We start from the raw sequence: 19,998 nt of genomic DNA, 5'->3' as shown, positions 1-19,998 counted from the left end.
GGTTTCCGGTAGTTTCGGAGCGGACTGTGGCAGGCGGGCAGACGAGCAGGGATCCTTGCGGCCGGGCCAGATCATGATATTCTTTGCGGACAGGTTTGCAGCGTAAGGCCTGAGTGACGGACCGCGTTGGGGGCAGAGGTTAAAAGGAGTGGATTACTTTTGCAGGATAAGGATAAGATTAAAGCGTTAAGATTTGCCATCATCGGCTGCGGACGGATCGCGCCCAAGCATGCGGAATCTATCGCGGCGCTGCCCGAGGCCGAACTCGCCGCTGTTTGCGATATCATTCCGGAGAAAGCCCGGGCTTTTGCCGACAAATACGGGGGAAAACCTTATACCGATTACCTGACTATGCTGCGAGAGGCGGATATCGACGTGGTTACGGTGGCGACTCCGAGCGATCTCCATGCCCGCATCGGGATCGCGGCGGCCCAAGCCGGCAAGCATGTTATGGTGGAAAAACCGATGGCGATGACCTTAAAGAGTGCGGATGAGCTGATTACGGCCTGTAAAGAAGCCGGGGTCAAACTGGCGGTCATCCACCAAAACCGCTTCAACAAATCCGTCAAGACGATGCGCCGGGCTCTGGAAGAAGGCCGCTTCGGTCAACTGACGCACGGCCAGGCTACGATCCGCTGGAACCGCAATGATGAGTACTATGCCCAAGCCCCTTGGCGCGGAACTAAGCTCCGGGACGGCGGGGTTTTAATGAATCAGTCCATTCACAATATCGACCTCTTACAGTGGACGTTCGGTCCGGTGGAGTCTGTCTTCGGATATACGGCTACGCGTTTGCGCAAGATAGAGATGGAAGACGTCGCCGGTGCGGTCATTAAGTTTAAGAACGGCGCCATCGGGCTGATTGAGGCGGCTTCCACGATTTATCCCCGCAACATTGAGGAGACGTTAAATGTCTTCGGTGAGACGGGTTCCGTCATCATCGGCGGGATTGCGGTCAACCGTATTGAAACCTGGGAGTTTCCGGGCGGCGAAAAAGAAAAAGAAGAACTCTTTGCTTCTCAGGAAAGTGACCCCCCCACAGTTTATGGTTTCGGCCACCGCGAAATTATTCAGGACATGATCCGAGCGGTCAAGGAAGGCGGAACTCCGGCCGTCCCCGGTGAGGAGGGCCGCAAGGCCCTGGAGATTATTCTGGCGATTTACCAGTGTCAGGAGACGGGACAACCCGTAATCTTCCCGCTGCGGGAAAGCGCGGCGGATTAGGGGAAACTCCGAATATCGCAGACCATGAAGGAGCGGGGGCTGCGGGCGAAGGTCCGCTCGGGCCCCGAGGCTGAGGACGGGTGATAAGGTGGCACATGACCACGACTATAAGAAAGAGATAAGTAAGCCGGGCAGGGCCGCAAGTATCGACGGCGGGTCAGCCGGCAACGCCTGGGGGGGGTTAAGCGGTCCGCCTGACGAAGCAGCCGACAACTTCCGGGGATTGCCCGGCAATGTTCACGAGCCGGCGGGCCATGGCGCTGAGGCGGTTGAAAATTCCCAGGGGCCGGCCGGTCACGGCGGCGGAGCGGCGGAAAGTCCTTGTGGGCCCGACGGCGACGGAAACACCGCGGACGGCCGCCCGCTGAGTTGTGTGGCGGCGACGGCAGTGATTCCGGAGAGTGCGGCGCTGGGTCCCTTTTGTTCCCTTGGCGAGGGTGTGGTTTTAGGCGAAGGAGTGGTTCTGGGCTCGGGCTGTATTCTGGAGGAGGGAGCTGTTCTCGGGGACGGCTGCCAACTCGGGCACCATGTCACGGTCCACCGGGGCGTACATTTAGGTGCGCGGGTTCGGGTCGGGGATCACAGTACCCTCTATGAGGGCACAGAGTTGGGAGAGGCTTGTTTTATCGGCGGCAACTCCTCCCTGGGCCGCAGACCCAGGCCGGCGGCTTCCAGCACAGTAAAAGTACAAGCGGACCTGCCGCCGCTGAACATGGGTTGTGCTTGTACGGTCGGCTGCGCGGCGGTTCTCTACGCCGGCACTGTGTTTGGGGAGCGGAGTTTCGTCGGAGACGGGGCTATCGTCCGCGAACGCTGTCTTGTCGGTGAAGGGGTAATTGTCGGGAGCGGTGTCACAGTGGAAAACGACACCCGGATCGGAGCCTGGACCAAGATTCAGACCGGATCCTATATCACGGCCTATATGGAAATCGAGGAGCGGGCTTTCATCGCTCCTATGGTCACAACGACCAACGACAATTTCATGGGACGGACTGAGAAGCGTTTTAAATTGGTGAAGGGTCCGCATATCGGGCGTGCGGCCCGGGTCGGCGGGGGAGCGATCCTCCTGCCCGGGGTCAGGGTCGCGGAAGAAACCTTTGTGGCGGCGGGAGCTTTGGTCAGTAAGAATACGGAGGCCCGGCGCGTGGTCAAAGGGTTTCCGGCCCGGGACGTCCGACCCGTGCCGGAGGAGGAACTCCTGCCGTGAAAGCCTGCGGAGTTCGTTCTTCTTCATCCAACTGTGAGACTTCCACTTCTGCAAGTGGGGCTGGGGTACAAGTATTCTTTGAAAGCTTGCGGTTCGGCGATAGTGTCCACAGGACACTATCGTGATGTTTAACTTTAGTTAAACGAGTTCACTGTCGGCCCCGAGAGGAAGAACTTCAGCCATGAAACCGGAACTTTGACTAAGCAAAGGTGGCTGCGGCGTTGGTTAGGGCCGGGAAGGGTTTAATCTGTCGATGAAGATAGCGACCATAGTGGGGGCGCGGCCCCAATTTATCAAGGCGGCTCCTGTGTCCAGAGCTCTGCGCTCCGTGTATCGGGAAGTCCTCATTCACACCGGGCAGCACTATGATTCCAACATGTCGGATATTTTTTTTACTGAGCTGCATATTCCCCGTCCGGACTATAACCTCGGAGTCGGTTCCGGCCGCCAGGGCGAGCAAACCGGAGCCATTTTGAAGGCTGTGGAAGAAGTGCTCTTGCAAGAGCAGCCGGACGCCGTTTTGGTTTACGGAGACACGAATTCTACCCTGGGAGGGGCTCTGGCGGCCGCTAAATTGCATATCCCGGTCTTTCATATCGAAGCGGGCCTGCGCAGCTTTAACCGCGAGATGCCGGAAGAAATTAACCGGGTGTTGACAGATCATCTGAGCACACTCTTGTTTTGTCCGACCCGGACGGCGGTGAACAATTTGTCGGCGGAAGGTATCCAAAAGGGGGTTCATCTCAGCGGCGACGTCATGTACGATGCTTTTCGCTATAACAGCCGCCTGGCGCGTCAGCGCCTTTCCCTGCCGGAGAAGTTGGGGCTCCCCCCCGGGGGCTATATTCTGGGCACTATCCACCGGGCGGAGAACACGGATGATCCCAAGCGCCTGAAAGGAATCCTTCGGGCCCTGGGGCAAGCGGGCATACCGGTGATCCTGCCCCTGCATCCCCGCACCCGAAAAGTCATGGACGATCAAGGATTGGGCGATTTGCTCGCGGGTTCGGATGTGCGGATTCTCGAACCGGTTGGCTACTTGGACATGATTTGTTTGGAAGAGAATGCCCGCAAGATCCTGACCGATTCCGGAGGGGTCCAGAAAGAGGCGTACTTCGCGGGAGTTCCGTGTATCACGCTGCGGGATGAAACTGAATGGACGGAGACAGTGGCGGCAGGCTGGAATGTTTTGGTCGGGGCCGATACCCAGTCTATTCTCAAGGCTGTGACCGAGTTCGCGCCGCCACCCGAGCGCCCTCAAATTTTCGGCGACGGGGATGCGGCCGGAAAGTTTCTCAGCATTTTGAAAGGAGATTGAAAGGATGGCTATTCCGCTGTTGGACCTAAAGGCTCAATATCTGACGATTAAAGAGGAAATCGACGCAGCGATTCAAAGCGTTCTGGATTCGGCCAGGTTCATCTTCGGCCCGCAGATGAAAGCGCTCGAGCAGGAGATGGCTCAGTATTGCGGAGTCAAAGAAGCGGTGGCGGTCGGAAACGGGACGGACGCCTTGTTGTTGACGCTCGAAGCCTTGGGTGTCAGCGCCGGGGATGAAGTGATCACCACGCCTTTCACTTTCTTTGCTACGGCTGAGACGGTGGCCCTCCTGGGGGCGAAGCCGGTTTTTGTGGATATCGATCCCGTGACTCTGAATCTGGATTTGACTCAATTGGAAGAAAAAATTACCGCTAAGACCAAAGCCATCATTCCCGTGCACATCTTTGGCCAGATGATGGATGTGGAGCGGGTGATGGAGATTGCCGCCCGCTATGACCTAAAAGTCATCGAGGACGCGGCCCAGGCCATAGGGGCCGAATACAACGGGAGAAAGGCGGGTTCGATCGGGCACGCCGGTACCTTCAGCTTCTTCCCGACCAAAAACCTGGGCGCTTACGGAGACGGCGGGATGATCACCACGGATGACGAACATCTGGCGGCTCAACTGCGCATGTTGCGTTTTCATGGCTGCCGAACAAAATATTATCACGAAGAGGTAGGTCACAACAGCCGTCTTGATGAGATTCAAGCCGCTATTTTGAGGGTGAAGTTCAGATACCTTGATCAATGGAATGAAGCGCGCCGTCAGGCGGCGTCCGGATATGGCAAACTGCTCGGAGATCTGCCCTTGACCCTGCCGGGACGGGACCCGAAGGCTAAGCCGATTTACCATCTCTACGTGGTGAGGACTGAGAAAAGGCAGCAGGTGATGGAGCGGCTGGCTGAGGCCGACATTGCCAGTGCGATTTATTACCCTGTGCCTCTTCACTTACAGAAAGCCCTGCGGAATCTTGGCTGCCGGGAGGGGGATTTCCCCGTGGCGGAGGGCGCCGCCCGGGAGGCAGTGGCCATACCTTGCTATCCGGAGCTCACACGGGAGCAACAGGAACATATTGCCAGGGTTATGCGTAAAGCTTTGGCCTAGGTCTCCCGTTTAGTGTGGAAGCCCAGATAGGTTTGGGAGGAGGATTAACTTGAATTGGACCGGAGACAACAAGAAACTTACCTACAGTGCCATCTACAGCTTGTTCATCCTCGGCAATCTGCTGCTGGGCGTGCAACTCTGGGCTGTTGATCTCTACGCGTTTGTATTCGGCTTGCTGATTATTAACAAACTGCAGTGGGAGAGCAAGTCGGAGCTCCTTTACAACTTTGTGCTCCTGTTTGCGATTATGGACTTCACCTTTAATCTGCCGGTTGGCCATTTTAATGTCTATTATCTGCATATCGCCCTTTTTATCCTGACGGTCAGCATGTTCATCGAATTCATGCGCCGCAGAAAAACCTGGAGCCTCAAAAGCCTGGCCCAAAACCGCTATTTGCTTTTCCTGAGCATCTTTATCCTGTACATGATTCTTTCTTTGCTCTGGGTGACGCACCTGAAAGCGGCCCTAAAGTATATGGTCGATTATGCCATCATGATTTGCTTCGCCTTGGCGGTTTACCGTTATAACCCCAATCTGGCCAAACTGAAGCAGACCGTGAAATTCCTTTTTTTCCTCACGGTTCCGGCTTTGTTTATGGGACTGCTGGAGATCCTGGATATCCGCATGCCGGTGCGCAACATCTTTATTGATGAAGGCTGGTATGCCAAAGGTCCTTATTACCTGAAGACTATCCCTACGGTTTTCTGGTACAACCCGAATAATTTCGGGACCTTCCTCGTTTTGGCCATGTCCTTTATTTTAGCGGGAATTGCTTTTGCCAAAGAGAGGAAAATCCGTTGGGGCCTGGGCATTCTGCAGGTGGCAATCCTAATCAATATCATCTTTTCCACTTCCCGGACAGCCTATATCACAATGCTGGTCACCATGCTGGGGTTTCTCATCTACTTTAGCGTTACCCGGGAGAAAGAGAAGCGCAAACGCGCGTTTGCCTGGGTCCTGGTGACTCTGGTTGTCTTCTACAGCCTTTCCTTTGTGCCGCAGCTTGACGTCTATTTCGGCAAGTTTAATAATACCGAGTTTCTGAACAAGCTGAGCTTTCACGGTTCTTACCACCCGACGCCCATCGTAGCTTACGGTGACCAGGGTTCGACCAGTGAACGTTATACCATCCTGGTGGATGTAGTTAAGGGAGTGCTGCTCAAAGGGCACCCGGAAGGCTTCGGTGTGGCCAACACGCCTTTTTATATCGGCAGCAAAGAAAACACTTTCGGTATCACGAACGTTCACAGTCTATGGTTCGAAATTCTGGGGGATTTCGGTGTCGGGATTTTCTTGTATTGGATCTTTATCTATCTGAGTCTTCTTTGGGCCTTGCTCAAGAGGTGCCGTCTGAGCCGCACCCGAGCCCCCTACAGTTTTATGAGTTTCCTCTACCTAGGTTTGCTGGCGGCCTTGGCGGGTTTTATTCTCACCTCTTTCGCCCCGAGTTCGGTGATCAACTTTACTGAAATGTGGCTTTTACTCAGTCTGGCGGTTCTCGTGGTCAACAAAGGTGAGAAATTCTTAGCGGAGGATAAAGGAGAGATCTTCGAACGATCTCTTTAGGCAGGCTGCTCCGGCGCCGGGAGCGGCGGGATGCTCCTCGGGCGCGGGGACAGGCTATCACGGGGAGTCTCTGTGGCGAGGGTGGAGCCTGTGGCAAGGGTGGAGTCTGCGACGAGGGCGGCCCCCGTGACAAGGGGGTCCCGCGGCGAAGGTGGAGCCTATGGCTTGGGCGGACCCTGCGACGAGGGCGGGCCCAATGGCGAAAGCGGAGCCTGTGGCTTGGGCGGACCCTGCGACGAGGGGGGGTCCCGTGGCGAAGGTGGAGCCTGTGGCTGGGGCGGACCCCGTGACAAGGGGGGCCCAATGGCGAAGGTGGGTTGAGTTTGCGGGTCTTGATATTGAGCAGTTGGTATCCGAACACCCCGAACCCGGTCAAGGGAGTTTTTGTGCGTGAGCAAGCCAGGGCTCTGAGGGCGTACGGTTTGGAAGTGGGGGTGGTTTATCCTTTTGATGAGGAGGTTCCGGCGGGCAGCGTACGCCGAACCGACGAAGAGGGGATCATAACTTGGCGGGCGAACTCTCTTGGCGGTCCGCTAAATCCCCGCCAGCCGTTCCGGCGCCGTTGGGCCCGTTTCGGCAGCTACCGCAGTGCGCTCAAGTTGCTCCGGGAAGCGGCGGGGCAATTTCAACCGGATATCCTGCATGTGCATGTCGCTTATCCCGCCGGAATCCTCGCTTACTTTTTTACCCGCAGGCGGAAATTGCCCTATGTCATCACGGAACACATGTCTTATCTCCGGGATTATACCGCGAAGTGGCAGCACCGCATCCTTCTTAAGGCCGCTTTTCAAAAAGCACGGCTGGTTATCCCAGTGAGTCTGGCTTTGGCCGGGCAGATCGAAAGCTTCGGCTGGAACCTGAAGCTGCGGGTGCTGCCGAATGTCGTGGACACCTCGCGTTTCACGCCGGACAGCGGGCGCGGGGCCGGAGCAGGTGCCGGACAGACCGGGGCAGGTGCCGGAGAGACCGGGGCAGGTGTCGGACAGACCGGGGCAGGTGCCGGACAGACCGGGGCAGGTGCCGGAGAGACCGGGGCAGGTGCCGGACAGACCGGGGCAGGTGCCGGACAGACCGGGGCAGGTGCCGGAGAGACCGGGGCAGGTGCCGGAGAGACCGGAGCAGGTGCCGGACAGACCGGGGCAGGTGCCGGACAGACCGGGGCAGGTGCCGGAGAGACCGGAGCAGGTGCCGGAGAGACCGGAGCAGGTGCCGGAGAGACCGGGGCAGGTGTCGGAGAGACCGGGGCAGGTGTCGGAGAGACCGGGGCAGGTGCCGGAGAGACCGGAGCAGATTCCCGACGGGACGGAGGGGTCCCCGGGGTTGGGCTTCGACCGGACGAGGACGGTCTCGGACACGGCGGGGCAGATCGCGGGCGTCCGGAGAGAGAGGGACAGCAGGGCCTTGCGCCGCTCAGACTCCTCTTTGTAGGCGGGATGGATGAGACGGAAGTCAAGGGGTTGCAATTTCTGCTGCCGGCCCTGGCTGGTTTGGCGCGGGAGCGCCGGTTCCGCCTGGAACTGATTGGAGATGGATCCTTGCGACAACACTATGAAGCGCGGGCACGGGAACTGGGGATAGAGGGAAGCTGCCGGTTCCGGGGAGTGCTGCCGCCGGAAGAGATGCCCGAACGCTACCGGGAAGCTGATTTCCTCGTCCTTTCTTCCTTAAAGGAGACTTTCGGCTGTGTTTTGATCGAAGCCATGGCTTCGGGCATACCGGTACTGGCCACGGCCTGCGGAGGGCCGGAAAGTCTGGTGACTGCCGAGACCGGGCTCCTGGTCAAGCCCGGCAGCAGCGAGGCTCTTCTCGACGGTATGCGGGAGATGGCCCGGCGGCTTCCCCAATACAAGCCGGCGGTTCTCAGAGCCTACGCCGACACACACTTCGGGCCCCGGGCTTTGGCGGAGGAACTCAAGGGAGTCTATCGGGATGCTCTGGCCGGGTGAATCTTCCCTGAGTCCGGAGAGCGGCCCGAGCGTTCAATCGATTTGTGCCGGAGGAAGTGAACGGATGTTTTCTTCCTGAAGCGAGTTCCGGATCTCCGAGGCTCAACTTCCGCTTTTAGAGGAGAACAAACCGCATGGGTTTTACAAAATCCGTTACCATCACATTTTTGAGCAATATGTTTTTGTTTCTGCTCTCTTTCATCTCGGCCACACTTCTTTCCCGGGTGTTGGGCCCGGCCGGAGCGGGGGTCTGGAATGTCGCCAGCAATTTTCTCACCTTTGGCACTTTGATTTTGGGTTTAGGCTTGTCAGCTGCCAATGTTTTCTTTCTGGGCAAGAACAGGCGGGATTTAGGCGGCATCGTTGGGAATAATATCGTTCTGACTCTGCTCAGCGCCATTATTTTAGTCCCCTTCTACTATCTCAATACCCGCTTTCATTTCCAGTTTCTGCGCGGAGTGAGCGACGCGCAAATGCTGATGGTGCTCCTCGCCGTGCCTTTCATGAATTTAAAAGCATCTCTGCTCAATGTTTTGCTTGGGTTGCAGGATGTTGTGGCATATAATCGAGTTAATGTCGGAGACAAGGTCCTCAACCTCATACTCCTGGTGGCCCTCTTTTTCTACCTGGCCTCCCCCTCTTCCGCGATTCTCGCGGCCCTGGCCGGCACTGTCATCGTGAACGTCTGGGAGATGGCGATCTTGGTCAGGCTTGTCAGACGGCGGGATTTTCTCGAAAAAGTCCCGGGGAGAGAAATCCCGGAGAGAGAAAGCTTGAAGACAGAAATCCCGGAGAGAGAAAGCTTGGGGAGAGAAATCTCGGAGACGGAAAGCTTGGGGAGAGAAATCCCAGAGAGAGAAAGCTTGGGGAGAGAAATCTCGGGGACAGAAATCTCGAAGACAGAAAGTTTGGGGAGAGAAATCTCGGAGACGGAAAGCTTGGGGAGAGAAATCCCAGAGAGAGAAAGCTTGGGGAGAGAAATCTCGGGGACAGAAATCTCGAAGACAGAAATCCCGGGGACAGAAATCCCGGAGAGAGAAATCCCGGAGCCAGGGAAGTGGTCGAGGAGCGGTGCCCTGCGCTATTTATTCAGCCTTGATTTTCCTCTCATGGGTCGGATGCTGGGCTATGGCCTGAAGGCTCAAGTGGGAAATTTCATCCAGAGACTTAATTATAGTTTGGACGTCTTCATCGTTAACTACTTTCTGCCGCTCAATCAGGTCGGCATGTACTGGGTCGCCGTGACGCTGGGGAAAACCCTTTGGGCGGTTTCCGGGAGCATTGCCACCGTCATACTGCCGGTTGCGTCCTCGGCGACGAATCAAGGGGAACTGGATACATTTACCAATCAAGTGACACGGGTGAGCTTGGCCCTGATTGCACTTTTTTCGCTCGTCCTGGGCATAATCAGCAGACCGCTGATCATCTGGTGGTTTACCTACCCCTTTGCCCCGGCGGCTGAGGCTTTTCTCTGGCTCTTGCCCGGTGTGGCCATTTTCTCGATTTCCAACATCCTGGCCAATTATCTGGCTGGGGTTGGCCTGGTGGAGAAGAACATTTATTCCGCGGTCATATCCGGCGTGGTTACGGTGGTGCTGGATTTTGTCCTGATCCCGCGCATCGGGATCAACGGTGCTTCTATTGCAACCAGCCTTTCCTATATCACGTTTACGCTCACCACGCTGTATTTCTACGTCCGGCATACGCGCTGCAGGTGGCAGGATGTTCTCATCCTGAAAGGCGCGGATCTGGCACTGATGCGTCAGACCTTGTCGCAGAGGTTTAAACACTGACAGGGCCGGCGGAAAACTAAAAGGAGGCGTTCATTGTGAGTTGGATTCTGCTCATCCTGGCCGTGGCCCTGGTCATCGGGGGGTGGTGCTATCCGCGTCTGCTGGTTCCCCTGCTCATTGCCGCTTTGCCCCTGGAGATATCCCGCACCTGGTTTCCCCGGCTCAAGCATCTGGAGAAACTGGGGACTTTTGTGGGAATGGTTGATCTTGGCAGGATCATGGCCCTGGCCGTGGTTCTGTACTTTCTGTATACGACAGTGCGTTCACACGGCCCCTGGGCCCGCTACGGCGGCTTCCAGGATTCCTTCAGGGCGGGAACCTTTCCTGACAGGTCCCGGGCGGGTTGGCGGGACCGGCTGTTCTCCCTTTCAGGCATCTATATTCTCTACGGGCTCCTCTCGGTGATCTGGTCGGTTGACCGGCTGCATACCCTAACGGGTGTGGTCCGGCTGGGACTCCTCTGGGTCTTAGGCCTGGCGGTTTACCGTATCCTAACTGAAGAGCGGGATTACTGGCTGGTGCCGCAGTCCTTTGCGGCAGTGGGTACGGCCTTGGCCGGAGTGGGAGTCTATGAAATGGTGAGCCGCCATTTCCTTTGGCTGGGGCAGATCTACCAGGTTTTGCACCGTTATAACGCGACGTTTGTGGACGCCAACATCTATGCGCGCTTTCTCGTCTTGGGCATGCTCGCCACTTCGGTTTGGCTCTTAAACACAGTCCCGCGTGCGGGTCGGGTCATCGGTTATCTGGCGCTGGCAATTCAGTTGGCGGCGCTTTTGGGCACGGGTTCACGCACAGGCTGGGCGGCCTGCGGCTTGGCTTTCATTCTCTTGGCTGTCCTTGTGCCCAGAAAACCTGTCTATGTGATTCTCGCGGGGGCTATTCTCCTGGGGGGCGTGGTTTTGCTCGTGGACCCGGCCGTTTTTCTCCGGATTCAGGATTTGCGCCATGGCCTCTTGGCAGCTTCAACCGAACGCAGCTATCTATGGCAAGCGGGCTGGGATATGTTTGTGAAACACCCCCTCTTCGGTGTAGGTCTGGGTGGTTTCCAGAAGGTGATGCTGACCCGCTATGCCTCCGTAATCCGCAACGGAGTGAGCCTTTCCCACACGGCCCTGATGACTACGGCGGCGGAGTTGGGCATAATAGGCGTAAGTATCGTGCTGGCTTTTCTGCTGGTTCTCTTGGCCAGGGCTGTGCGCGCGGGGCACAGGCTGCGCGTGGGAAGCGACTGGTCAGAAAGCTACCCGCGGGCCCTGCTGACGATCTTTGCCGTTCTGGGAGTCTTCGTCGTCTTTGTCAGTGCCCAAGGGGAAGGCCGCTTCTGGGAAGACCCCTACCTTTGGATTCTTCTCGGGTTGCTTGGGGCTCTGGCGGGTGCGGGGGAGGTGACCTAAGTGCGCCTGTGCTTTCTCGGCGATGCCGGCAGCATTCATTTGCAGCGTTGGCTGACCTATTTTGTTTCCCTCGGTCATGAGGTTCATGTTGTCTCGTTCCGGGACTGTCCGGTCGAGGGCGTTCAGGTGCACCTGCTGGCTTCCGGCCGCGAGGGACGGCTGGCCTACGTGAAGGCCCTCACCAAGGTTAGGGGGATAGTCCGCCGGATTAACCCGGACATTTTGCATGCCCACTATGCCACGAGCTTTGGCCTCCTGGGCATCATGAGCCAATTTCACCCTCTGGTCGTCTCGGCTTGGGGTTCCGACGTTCTGGTTGCCCCGGTACGGTCCTACTGGCTGAGAAAGGTGGTCGAGTGTGTCCTGCCGAGGGCGGACGCACTGACCTCCGACTCCCTGTACATGTCCGGACGGATGGAAGAGCTCCTGCACAGGGTTCCCAAACGCCTGTTGACGGTGACCATGGGGGTTTCCCAGGCTTGGTTCGACGGGATTACGCCGGCGGACAAGAAGCCGGCCCAGATCTTGAGCCTCAGGGGGCACCAGCCTATCTATAACATTGATATCATCCTGAAAGCGATACCGGAAACCGTGCGGGCGGTGCCCAAAGCGAGGCTGGTTCTGGCCGGGGAAGGGGAGGAGACCCCTAAGCTTAAGGCTCTGGCGGCCTCGCTCGGGATCGAGCCTTTTGTCCGATTTGTGGGGCAGCTGCCGCACAGTGAAGTTGAGGCTTATTTGAATGAATCGGCTGTTATGGTGAGTGTTCCCTCCTCGGACGCGACGGCGGTTTCCCTGCTCGAGGCCATGGCCTGCGGGTCGTTCCCGGTGTTATCCGATCTCCCCGCCAATCGGGAATGGGTGAGCGACGGTATTAACGGACTGATCGTGCCGGCTAAAGACGCGGCGGCGCTGGCCGGGGCCCTGATCCGCGGCCTGCGGGATCAAGGGTTGAGGGAGCGCGCGTTTGAACGCAACCGGAAAAAGATCCGGGAGAGGGCGATTTGGGAGGATAACATGGCCGAAGTTCAGAGCTTATACGGCGATTTGCTGCGGCTGAATTTCAACAAAGGTGGGTCTGGAGCATGAACATCTGGCAAATGTTTCGGGCTTATGGCGGCATGGTTTTCGGCCAGACGGATTATTGGCACCCGGATATGCCGGCCAATGCCGAGCTGAATTCCGGGAAGGTGGACAAATATCCGGTGGCCATGGGGAGCAAAGCCTACTATTCCGGGGAATTCGACAGCCGGGGTATTCCCCTGGTCGAGATCGACGGGCAGCTCTGTTACCTGCCGGTAACCATCGCTCAATGGGCTTTGGGACATTATGACGAATATATTGATCACGGTGGGGAACTTCATCAAACTATATTTCTTTGCGCTGCTGATTGGCTGGTCGAAAACCAGGCGGAACTTCGGCCGGGTCTTTGGGGCTGGATCAATGAGCACGATAAGGAGATCTATGCTCTCAAAGCCCCCTGGCTGAGCGCGCTCTCACAGGGGCAGGCGCTCTCCGTTCTGGCCCGGGCTCATCTGGCGACCCAGGATGAGAAATACCTAAAGTGCGGCGACAGGGCGCTGCGCGCGTTTTCCGTGCCCGGGGCGCAGGGAGGCGTTCAAGCCACGCTGGAGGGAGGAATCTTCTATGAGGAATATCCCTCTGCGATTCCGTCTTATGTTCTTAACGGGTTTATTTTCGCGCTGTGGGGTTTGTGGGAGTTCTTCCTGGCCGGGGAAAATCCCGAGGCTAAAGCGTTCTACGAGCAAGGGCTGCAGACACTGAAAAAGAATGTGATGAAGTTCGATGCCGGCCGGCTCAAATGGTCGCTCTATGACCTCTATCCCTTTCGGGTGGCGGACATTGCCAGTATCTTTTATCACAAACTGCAAATAGAACAGCTTAGGGCCATGTTCCTGCTCAGCGGGGAGGAAGTCTTTGCGACAGTGGCCCGCCGCTGGGAAAAAGGACGTCGAAGCCGCCTGACCTATGTGCTGGCTACGGCGGCTAAAATACGGCACAAGCTTTCGATCAGACGCCAGAGCAGCTACGTGGCGAAACGTAGGTCAGAGGTCAGAGGCCGGAGGTCGGAATAGGCCCGGAGTAGACGACGGGGCAAAGAGAGGCCGGAGGTCAGAATAGAGCGGGAATAGGCGAGCGGCCACCATGGGAAGCCCGGGGGAATAGGGAAGCCCGATGGAATGGGAAGCCCGATGGAATAGGAAGCCCGATGGAATGGGAAGCCCGATGGAATGGGGAAACCCGATGGAATAGGAAGTGCGATGGAAGAGGGAAACCACACGAAATGGGAAACCCGATGGAATAAGGAAGCCGGAGGATGTTGTTGATGGGCGAGCCGAGAGAGCCGCTGAAAAAACCGAGGAAAGTTTTGTTCATTGCGTACTTCTTCCCACCTTTGGGGGGAAGCGGAGTCCAGCGTACCCTGAAATTTGTAAAATACCTGCCCCAATTTGGAGTTCAACCGCTGGTAAGCACAGTGCGCAACGGACATAATTTTGCTTACGATGAAAGTTTGCTCGGGGAGGTTCCGGCCTCGGTCCGGGTCTTTCGTTCGAACTCGCTGGAGACTTTGTGGCTGCGTAAGGTGATCGAGAAAGCAGCCCGCAGGGGGCGGGGCGCCCGAGGAGAAACCGACACGGCGGGAGTATCCGGCGCGCCGGTGCAGGCGGGCGCGATCGGTGCTCAGGCCCAGGGAAAGGCGACCGGCACCCGGGCGGAAGCGCAGGAGCCCGACGCTCGGGCAGAAGCGAAGGTGCCAGGTGCTTCGATACAGGCGGGAACGTCCGGCGCCTCCATACAGGCGGGGGCATCCGGCGCCCCGGCAGGAGCGATGGAGAACACCCCCAGAACGATGAAGCAGAGGATCTTTGATTTTATTGACGACTATCTGTTCATCCCGGATTCTAAGGTGCGCTGGCTGCCCCTGGGGTTTCTCTCCTCCGGCAGGGCAGCGCGTCGGGAGAAGGTTGACGTCCTGTTTTCCTCCTCCTACCCGTACACGGTGCATATCATGGCTCTGTTAGTTCAGAAGGTCCACCGTTGTCCCTGGATCGCCGATTTCCGGGATCCTTGGGTGGGAAACGAAGCCATGGCTAAAGACATCGCGCTTCGCAGAAAACTCGATGCCTGGCTGGAACGCAAAGTTGTAAAAAACGCCTCTTATGTCGTCAACGTAACGCCGAGCATTACCGAGATGTACCGAGCGCGTTATCCCGAGTACAGGGAAAAGTTTGTCACGATTACGAACGGCTTTGATCCACAGGATTTTACCCATGTCGTCCCTCATGAATTTGACAAGTTTACCCTCATTCATACCGGGATCCTGAGCAAGAAGCGCAGCCCCGAGACGTTGGTCCGCGCACTGGAGGGCTTGGTGTCAGAGCGCCCGGAGCTGAGGGATAAGCTTCAGGTCGTGTTCGTCGGTTACATTCCGGAGGAATTCCGGCAGATGTTCAGGGAAAGCGCGGTTGCCGATTTATTTCAGGTCTGGCCTTACGTTCCGCACAACGTTTGCCTGGACTACCTAGCCGGGGCTCAGCTGCAACTGTTGATTTTTGACGACAGTCCCGAGACGAAGGCGGCCTACAGCGGTAAAATCTTCGACTATATCGGCGCGCAAAAACCCATCCTTGGTTTTCTGCCGCAAGGAGTCGCCGCTGACCTGATTCGTGAGAAAGGGATCGGCAGTGTCGTGGGGATCGGGGATGTGGAGGAGGCCCAAGCCGCCTTAGCTAAACATTATGATGAGTGGGCCAACGGCGTGCGGTCCGTCGACTCGATCGAGCGCTGTGCCGAGTTCAGTCGGGTGAGTTTAGCAGGACAGTTGGCCGAACTGATAGAGAGCACGGCCCGGGTCGCTGAAGCTAAGTGGGATAACCGGAAGCAAGACTAGGTTCACTGAAGGAGATGCGGTCGTGCGTATTCTTATGCTGACACAATATTTCCCTCCGGAGACCGGGGCGGCCCAAGTCCGGCTGCTGGAAATCGCCAAGGGGATTCGGGCGGCGGGGCACGAGGTGGAAGTGGTCACGGCCTTTCCCAACCACCCCGAAGGGATTATCCCTGCGCCCTACCGCGGGAGATTTTTCCGACGGGACGAGGTGGAGGGAATACCCGTTTACCGCACCTGGATCTACCCGGTGCCCAGAGGAAGCTTCTGGAAACGGTTGCTCAATTATTTTTCCTTTGTCTTTTCTGCCGCTTGGGGGATTCTTAAGGCCGGTCCGGCCGATTACCTCTTTGTCGAGAGTCCTCCCCTCTTTATTGGCTTTACTGTGATGTTCGCTAGACGGGTCAAAAGGGCAAAAGTGATTTTCAATGTCTCGGATCTCTGGCCGGAGTCCGCGGTTTCTCTGGGACTCGTTACGAATAACACCCTCATTGGGCTGACGACGCGTCTGGAGGAACATCTTTACAAAATCTCCTGGCGTATCTCTACTCAGACCGAAGGAATCGTCCGGACCTTGCAGGAACGGGGGATTCCGGCGGAGAAACTGGTTTTACTGCCCAACGGGGTGGATCCCGCTCTTTTTCAGCCGGGAGACCCCGAACGCAGATTAGTGCAAGAGCTGGACCTGGAAGGCAAATTTGTCATCCTTTACGCCGGGACGATGGGTTATGCGCACGGGTTGGAGGTGGCCCTGCGGGCGGCTGATATCCTGAGGAGAAAGGAAGAGGGACGGGATGTCGTCTTTCTCTTCGTCGGAGACGGCTCAGAGCGGCCGCGGCTGGCGAAGACGGCTCAGGAACTGGGGCTTGATAATATCCGCTGGGTTCCCTTTCAGCCGCTCGGGGAGATCCACCGTTACTACAACCTGGCGGATGTTAGCCTCTCTACGCTGCGACGCTATAAATTGGCGGAAGGAGTCCGTCCCTCCAAGGTTTTTCCGGGGCTAGCCAGCGCCAAACCTCTAATTTATGTGGGGGAAGGGGAAGGCGCGAAAATCATCCGCGAAAGCGGCGGCGGACTGGTCCTGCCGCCTGAGGAGCCGGAGCGCTTGGCGGAGGCGGTACTCACGCTTAAGTCCGACCCGGGGCTGCGTGAGGAAATGGGCCGGCGGGGCCGGGAATATGTTATTAGGCATTATGACTGGCAGTCGCTCGTCCGGCGCTGGCTGGAAGGGATGGGATTGCTGGGAGACCGGAGAGTGGAGTCTGCAGCCGGGAGACGGGAGAGAGGGGTCAGCAGTGGGGAAACGGAAGTCAGTGAGCAAGAGCTGCGAGTCATTGATCAGGAGTTAGGGAGTAACGTTGGAGACCGGAAGCCCTGAACCGCGATCCTGCGGGCTTGAGGCCGCGGAATTAGGGCCTGCAGTTCGGAATTAGGGCTTGCGGTTTGAAATAAGAGTTTGCGGTTTGGAATAAGAGTTTGCGGTTCGGAATTAGAACTTGCGCTTTGGAATAAGAGTTCGCGGTGTAGAGTCAGAGTTCGCGGTTCAGAGTTATCAGAGTTCACAGTTTGGAGTTCAGTTTGGAGTTTGGAGTCAGGGTTTGGGTCCGGAGGGAGTGCCTTCCGGCCTCCGGCCTGTGATCTCCGGCCTCCGATAAGGGGGGTGAAAGGGAATGGCGAAGTTGGTGCTGCTTGCCAATGCAGCAAGCCCTCATACCGAAAAATGGGCCTCAGAGCTGGCCCGGCGGGGCTGGCAGGTCGAGATCATCAGTTTCCTGCCGGCGTCCATTCCTTCGGTCAAAGTGCACGTCACCCCGCCGTTTTTTGGAGCCAAGGCGGATGTCCTCATCCGACGCAGCTGGATCAAGAAAGAAATCGCCCGTATCCGGCCGGACCTGGTGCACGCCCATTATGCCACCAGTTTCGGCTTGCTGGGAGCTCTGGCCGGGCGTCATCCTCTGCTCATCTCAGCTTGGGGCAGCGACGTTTTTTCCTTTCCCCGTAAATCCATTTTACACCGCAAGCTCTTGGAATGGACGTTGAAACGGGCGGACGTGCTCTGTTCCACCAGCCGGGTCATGGCTCGGGAGATGCAGCGCTACGTGGGCGAGGAGCGGGAGATCGAGGTTATTCCTTTCGGGGTGGATGTCGAGTACTTCACCCCGCCCAGGACTTGGCCGGGGCAGGAAGGCCCGGTAGGTTCGGAGCGCAAACCGGTAGATTTGGATTGCGTACCGGTGGATAGGGAGCGGGACGGGCCGGCTCCGGGTCGGGACATGGGGGTTCCGGTTCCGCAAGGAAGGGCTGCGGCAGGGGAAAGGGTGGATCCCACGCACCCGGAGGGAGATCCCGAGCCGGGTGGTCGTTCCGAGCACCCGGTCGCCTTCGGAGTCGCGAAGTACCTGCAGCCGGTCTACGGGCTGGATGTTTTGCTCAGGGCCTTCGCCGAACTCGAACGGAGGCTGCCGGGCCGGGCCGTACTCCGGATCGCCGGGGACGGGCCGGACAAAAACCGGCTGCACAAGCTGGCCAAGCACCTGGAGGTTTGGTCCAAAGTGGAATGGTCCGGACTCATTCCCAACCGCAGAGTAGCCGCCTTCTACCGGGAGTTGGACGTGGTGGTCGTCCCCTCACATCAGGAGAGTTTCGGGGTGACGGCCGTAGAGGGATCTGCCTGCGGGCGCCCGATCATTGCCAGCAAAGTAGGCGGGCTGCCGGAGGTGGTGACCGATCATGAAACAGGCCTCCTCATTCCGCCTGGGAATGTACGGGAACTCAGCGCCGCCATGGAGTACATGGTCAGGCATCCCGCGGAGCGTCGGCGCTTTGGCGAGGCAGGAAGACGTTTTGTTTTGGCGAAGTATAACTGGATGGAGAACGTCTCACAAATGGAGCGGGTGTACAGGAGGCTCCTGGGTTAGGGAGCCGGTATATAATCCGAATGGCCCCATAAGCGCTTCCTTACCGCGTCCTCTTGGAAGGCGCAGTGATGTGCTTGAGGTATGAAAAGAGTGCCGGGAAACACAATAGCACTGAACTCTGAAAGCGAGGATGGGGTGGGGGCGGCAGCGGCACAGGCGGGGGTTCCTCTCGGATAAGGGAGCCGGGGCCGGCCGGAATTGGCGGTTTGGAGAAAAGTATGGTTTTACTTGAAAGGAGTCTTGTCTTATGCCTCGTCAAGAGTTTTTACCTTATGCTTTGCCGTTGATCGAAGAGGATGATATTGCCGAAGTGGTGGACAGCCTTAAATCCAACTGGATCAGCAAAGGTCCCAAGACCGCGGAGTTCGAGCGCCGTTTTGCCGAATATGTGGGAGCTAAACACGCCGTGGCCGTCAATTCCTGCACGGCCGGACTCTATCTCTCCCTGGTGGCGGCGGGCATCGGACCGGGGGATGAGGTTATCACCACGCCCATGACTTTCGTCGCTTCGGCCAACGTGGTACTCCACTGCGGGGCCAAGCCGGTCTTTGTTGATATTGATCCCGTGACGATGTGCCTGGATGTGAACAAGATTGAGGCGGTCCTTACTCCGCGCACTAAGGCCATTATTCCCGTGCATATCGCCGGGCACCCCTGTCCGATGGATGAAATTTTGGCCTTGGCCGGGAAACACCATCTATTTGTGCTGGAAGATGCGGCCCATGCCGTCTACACCAAGTACAAAGGAAAACTCATCGGCACTCTCGGAAATGCCACCAGTTTCTCTTTTTATGCCACGAAGAACCTGGCCACCGGTGAAGGGGGCATGGTCACCACGGATGACGAAGCCCTGGCGGAGAAGATCCGGATCATGAGCCTGCACGGGATGAACCACACGGCTTGGAACCGCTATAGTTCCGCGGGTTCCTGGTACTACGAGGTCCTCTATCCCGGCTATAAGGACAACATGACGGATATCCAGGCGGGATTGGGGTTGACTCAACTGGCTAAACTGGAAAGAATGCAGGGCAGGCGGGAAGAGATCGCTGCCCGTTACAACGAAGCCTTCGGCCGCCTGCCCGAACTGGAAACGCCGGTCGAGCTGGAGTATGCCCGGCACGCCTGGCACCTCTATATCATCAAGCTCAACCTGGATCGGCTTACGATTGACAGGGCCCGGTTTATTGAAGAACTAAAAGGGCAAAATATCGGCACGAGCGTACATTTCATTCCGGTGCATTTCCACCCCTATTACCGGGATACCTTCGGCTATAAGCCCGGGGATTATCCTCAGGCGGAAGCCGTGTTCGGGCGCATCATTTCCCTGCCGCTCTATCCAAGGATGACGGATCAGGATATCCGGGATGTTATCGAGGCGGTCCAGACGGTTGTGGAGCATTCGCGGCGCTGAACCGGGCGGCAAATTGCGAGGGCATATGTGATACAATAGAGAAGGATGGATTTCGGCATCCCTTAACGCAGCGAGAAAGAACTTGGGCCCTTGCGGTGAGAAGGAGAAAGCAAGGAGTTTTCAAGAAGGGAGAGGGCCAAAGCAGGAAGACGGCAGGTAAGCCTTGTTGACTGATTCGGAAAATGCTTGAGAATCCGAAGCT

General features: G+C 57.4%; 14 protein-coding genes. All 14 read left to right on the top strand.

All coding sequences use genetic code 11. The features are described 5' to 3' along the window. Positions 1-159: 159 nt before the first annotated feature. The gene (locus MNU25_RS01240) at positions 160-1,224 is read left to right on the top strand and encodes a Gfo/Idh/MocA family protein (protein WP_240983416.1); all 1,065 of its coding nucleotides are present in this window, start codon (positions 160-162) and stop codon (positions 1,222-1,224) included. Positions 1,225-1,588: 364 nt separating this feature from the next. Further along, positions 1,589-2,431: an N-acetyltransferase gene (locus MNU25_RS01235; RefSeq protein WP_240986683.1), complete on the top strand. Its 843-nt coding sequence runs from the start codon at positions 1,589-1,591 to the stop codon at positions 2,429-2,431. 253 nt (positions 2,432-2,684) lie between these two features. Further along, positions 2,685-3,749 carry a non-hydrolyzing UDP-N-acetylglucosamine 2-epimerase gene (gene wecB, locus MNU25_RS01230; protein ID WP_240983415.1) on the top strand — a complete coding sequence of 355 codons (1,065 nt, stop codon included), beginning with the start codon at positions 2,685-2,687 and terminating at the stop codon, positions 3,747-3,749. A gap of 4 nt (positions 3,750-3,753) precedes the next feature. Further along, a complete protein-coding gene (locus MNU25_RS01225) occupies positions 3,754-4,854 on the top strand; it encodes a DegT/DnrJ/EryC1/StrS family aminotransferase (protein ID WP_240983414.1) in 1,101 nt (366 codons plus the stop codon). A 49-nt stretch (positions 4,855-4,903) separates the two neighbouring features. Continuing rightward, positions 4,904-6,421: an O-antigen ligase family protein gene (locus MNU25_RS01220; protein ID WP_240983413.1), complete on the top strand. Its 1,518-nt coding sequence runs from the start codon at positions 4,904-4,906 to the stop codon at positions 6,419-6,421. A 323-nt stretch (positions 6,422-6,744) separates the two neighbouring features. Then, positions 6,745-8,367: a glycosyltransferase gene (locus MNU25_RS01215; RefSeq protein WP_240983412.1), complete on the top strand. Its 1,623-nt coding sequence runs from the start codon at positions 6,745-6,747 to the stop codon at positions 8,365-8,367. A 134-nt stretch (positions 8,368-8,501) separates the two neighbouring features. Beyond that, positions 8,502-10,160, top strand: a complete 1,659-nt coding sequence (locus MNU25_RS01210) for an oligosaccharide flippase family protein (protein ID WP_240983411.1) — start codon at positions 8,502-8,504, stop codon at positions 10,158-10,160. A 35-nt stretch (positions 10,161-10,195) separates the two neighbouring features. Then, on the top strand, positions 10,196-11,557 hold the full coding sequence (locus tag MNU25_RS01205; protein ID WP_240983410.1) for an O-antigen ligase family protein: 1,362 nt from the start codon (positions 10,196-10,198) through the stop codon (positions 11,555-11,557). Further along, positions 11,558-12,643: a glycosyltransferase family 4 protein gene (locus tag MNU25_RS01200; protein WP_240983409.1), complete on the top strand. Its 1,086-nt coding sequence runs from the start codon at positions 11,558-11,560 to the stop codon at positions 12,641-12,643. Further along, a complete protein-coding gene (locus MNU25_RS01195; RefSeq protein WP_240983408.1) occupies positions 12,640-13,650 on the top strand; it encodes a D-glucuronyl C5-epimerase family protein in 1,011 nt (336 codons plus the stop codon). The genes MNU25_RS01200 and MNU25_RS01195 overlap by 4 nt, the downstream gene beginning before the upstream one ends. A gap of 251 nt (positions 13,651-13,901) precedes the next feature. Continuing rightward, positions 13,902-15,467 carry a glycosyltransferase gene (locus tag MNU25_RS01190; protein WP_240983407.1) on the top strand — a complete coding sequence of 522 codons (1,566 nt, stop codon included), beginning with the start codon at positions 13,902-13,904 and terminating at the stop codon, positions 15,465-15,467. A 22-nt stretch (positions 15,468-15,489) separates the two neighbouring features. Further along, a complete protein-coding gene (locus MNU25_RS01185; RefSeq protein ID WP_240983406.1) occupies positions 15,490-16,845 on the top strand; it encodes a glycosyltransferase family 4 protein in 1,356 nt (451 codons plus the stop codon). A gap of 292 nt (positions 16,846-17,137) precedes the next feature. Further along, a complete protein-coding gene (locus tag MNU25_RS01180; RefSeq protein WP_240983405.1) occupies positions 17,138-18,385 on the top strand; it encodes a glycosyltransferase in 1,248 nt (415 codons plus the stop codon). Between the two features lie 247 nt (positions 18,386-18,632). Beyond that, positions 18,633-19,796 carry a DegT/DnrJ/EryC1/StrS family aminotransferase gene (locus MNU25_RS01175; RefSeq protein ID WP_240983404.1) on the top strand — a complete coding sequence of 388 codons (1,164 nt, stop codon included), beginning with the start codon at positions 18,633-18,635 and terminating at the stop codon, positions 19,794-19,796. The last annotated feature ends 202 nt before the right edge of the window (positions 19,797-19,998 follow it).

The sequence above is a fragment of the Acididesulfobacillus acetoxydans genome (assembly GCF_902729405.1).
Classification (GTDB): domain Bacteria; phylum Bacillota; class Desulfitobacteriia; order Desulfitobacteriales; family Desulfitobacteriaceae; genus Acididesulfobacillus; species Acididesulfobacillus acetoxydans.
This window is presented reverse-complemented; position numbering and strand designations above follow the sequence as displayed.